5 protein-coding genes are annotated in these 2,884 nt (G+C 54.9%); all 5 read right to left on the bottom strand.

Annotated features, from left to right (window positions below; all coding sequences use genetic code 11):
- Window positions 1-659, bottom strand: a 659-nt coding sequence (locus tag AS156_RS33440) for a hypothetical protein (protein ID WP_136626573.1), incomplete at its 3' end; no start/stop codon positions are given.
- A gap of 147 nt (window positions 660-806) precedes the next feature.
- Entirely contained in the window at window positions 807-1,121 is a 315-nt protein-coding gene (locus AS156_RS33435) for a phage tail assembly protein (RefSeq protein ID WP_066513632.1), read from the bottom strand.
- Between the two features lie 317 nt (window positions 1,122-1,438).
- Window positions 1,439-1,834 carry a hypothetical protein gene (locus tag AS156_RS33430; RefSeq protein WP_066513631.1) on the bottom strand — a complete coding sequence of 132 codons (396 nt, stop codon included), beginning with the start codon at window positions 1,832-1,834 and terminating at the stop codon, window positions 1,439-1,441.
- Between the two features lie 71 nt (window positions 1,835-1,905).
- Window positions 1,906-2,577, bottom strand: coding sequence for an HK97 family phage prohead protease (locus AS156_RS33425; RefSeq protein WP_082747263.1), 672 nt, complete (start codon window positions 2,575-2,577; stop codon window positions 1,906-1,908).
- A 15-nt stretch (window positions 2,578-2,592) separates the two neighbouring features.
- Window positions 2,593-2,884 (bottom strand): hypothetical protein (locus AS156_RS43140; protein WP_160331065.1); only part of this gene is annotated, 292 nt, incomplete at its 5' end.

Here is a 2,884-nt window from a genome sequence, read left to right as displayed (position 1 = left end):
GTTGCGAACTCGGCAGGTAAACCCAGAAACTCCAGCCATTTGCGTTTCTGGTCTGGCGGAACGTTGTGCTTGGCCATGAACGTCATCACGGCCTGAAACTGTTCAGCGCGAGTGCGAGCGCCAGCCAGCGCTTGAGCGATACTCTCGCCCATGTTGCTGAACTGGTGATTGATATCGTTCAGCTCTTCGGGATCATGACGGGCGATCTTGTCCATGTGCGATCCGAAAGCTGCAATTGCAGCGTTCGCGCGCTCTGGCGCGATGCCGAGACTTTGAAATGCAGCGCCCATTGCGCCAACGAAGCGCGCAGATACTCCACCACGGATCGCAGCGTCGTTGAATACCTTCCAACTTTCACCAGCTCCGCGAAGATGCTCCACAAACTTTGCGAGGGTTTCGCCAACGGAGGCAAAGCTGATGCCGAGAGCGGCAAAGGTCGGTAGAACTGCGTCCGCCGCGAAGTCCTTGAGCTTGTTCATCCGCTCATGAAGCTCGCGGATTTCCTTGCTGTGCGCTCTCGCTGACTTGGACGCCTTCTCATGGGTGTGCTCAGCATCGTGACCAAACTTTTTGAAGGACTCGCGGATTTGCTTTAGCGTATTTGAGGATTTGTCCTCTACCTCCGCTACAAGCTTCATTACTTCCTGTTCAGTACTCAACTTATCATTCCTTTTGCTGCATTAATTTCAACTGCTCTGCAGAAAGCCGATACAACTCTGCGATTTCGTCACTGGGTTTGTTCAGAAAGATGTACGGATCGCATTTATAAATGAGCGCGAGTTGCAGGCATGAACCGATCAAGGCGCCTACAGAGCCGGAATGAAAAAAGGCGTCACCGCCCAAGCAAGAGAAACAAGGTCGGTCGGATCAAGCTTCTGCAGCGAAGACGACGGCACGTTAGCGAGACGAGCAACCATCTCAGTCATCTTCTGATAATCGTGTTTGACTGTCGGCGGGCTTGTGAACGGTGAGAACTCGACCGGGTTACCAACAGAAACAAGGTCTGCACCGGTCGGCTTCCTGATCTTGAGCACGCTAATCTCTTCGCCATAGGCGATGATTGGAGTGCTTAGAGTAAATTCGATATCTGCTTTGACTTCTTTGCGGACTTCTTCTGACATTTTGAATGATCCTCATTGGGATGATGATTGTGATTGAAAAAATGCGGAGGCGACTGGGAAAGGCAAACCAAGCCGCCGCCTCCGCAAGTGCCCCGCGCGAGAGGATGACCCTGCTGCGCGCAGGAGAGACGCGCGCAGGCAATCGACGGGTAGAATTGAAAGGAAGCGCAATGCGGAGACGGCGCGGTAAACCGCCGCCTCCGCTGCGCATCACCGGTCGTGAGCCGCCGACCGGGAGCAACGAAACGCGATGTACACCCACGGATCAAGGGAGACGACCCCATGGTCCGACGTATGTATTGGGCGGCGAATTTACATCACGTTTCGCGTTCGATGATCTCGGTGACCTGTCCGCCGCTTAGCACTGATCGAGCAAGCAACGCATCGACGAGCGCGCGGAATGCTTGCTCATGTTTGCGCAGCAGATGCTCGGCTTCGACTTCCGCAGCGCGAACGATGAGTGATCTTGCGTTCGCATTATCGGCGAGACATGCAGCGCAGTCATCGACCTTGCGACGATCACTGCCTTTCAGCCCCTTACTCTCGCCGAGATGATGTTTCTCGCCGATGTGACCTGCGACTAGAACAACTATCCTATTGAAGTAATCTGCATCGGAGTCCAAGTCATCGAATGCACCACTGACCCTGCCTCGTACACCGTCAACGCCGACGATCGTCATCAAGGCGATCGGTACGCCGGTTGCCCAGCGCACCAGTGCATGTCCGCATTCATGCGCTGCAATCCGACGAGCTTCGCGGATGTCTGCGGTGCGAGAGTGAAGCATTATTTGCGATACATGCGCTCGCGCCGCAACATGCGCTGGCGAGTCTCCATACGAAATTTCGCCAAGCGGTTATACTCAGCCGGGTCTGCGATGTCGCGATTACCGCCCCATTGCCTAATCTGCGCATCAGGGTCTGCCGGACAGGAGACAATTGAGCACTCGTACAACGACCAGCGCGTGGCAGTGAAAACGTAATCAGCTTCTCCAACGCGAAGACGCTCTTTTGCTGGATCGATCACTCGTCCATCTTCGTCTGTGATCTCCCAGCTCTGTACGGAATAGCCTATCGAAATTGCATTTGCTTCGCCACGCTGAACCATTCCGAAGGCTGCTTTGCCTGCATCGGTCTTGTGGAATTGAAGACGGCCTACCAGTGACGATCCTTCAAACCACACCGCGGCAAGCTTGCCGATCGAACTTCCAAGGATGCTTTCCTGCCGGTGTGTATCCAAGACAGGTGCGACTCCTTTTTCAACGCGAGAGATGTCAACCGCTTTTGGCGTGATCGCTAGTCGCTCAACGCCGTAAGCGCGAACCACGTCAGAGCCCTTCGACAAGACGGCATCGACGCTGCGGTTAGTTAAATCGAGTGTGCGGGGACTGCCGCCTGAGGCGTACCGTCGTTCGGTCGATAAGCGCGTCCAGCCGGGCGGACCCAATAATTTATTCATTTTGTGTTATCCCTATCAGAAGCCCGCGAAGTTCTGCGTGAGCTTGCCATTGATGCGCTCTTGCATATGCGCATCGACCTTGTGCTGATCGAAGCCGAACGCGACCTTCATCTGTTGCAGGTTCTCGTCGTCGAGATCGACAATCCCAGTCACAGAAGGATGCAGAGAGACGATGCCACGACCAATGTTGTTTTTCTTCCATGCGGGAGAGCCAACTGCGCAGGCATAGCCAAGACGTTCGGCCTTGTCGGCGGTAGCGGTCGGCATATCAGCCGTGGACTGCTTCGCAGCGGCCTTCACTTCGTTG

The sequence above is a fragment of the Bradyrhizobium macuxiense genome (assembly GCF_001542415.1).
In the GTDB taxonomy this organism is placed as follows: domain Bacteria; phylum Pseudomonadota; class Alphaproteobacteria; order Rhizobiales; family Xanthobacteraceae; genus Bradyrhizobium; species Bradyrhizobium macuxiense.
Note: the sequence above shows the minus strand (reverse complement) of the source record. Positions and strands in the feature narration are given on the sequence as shown.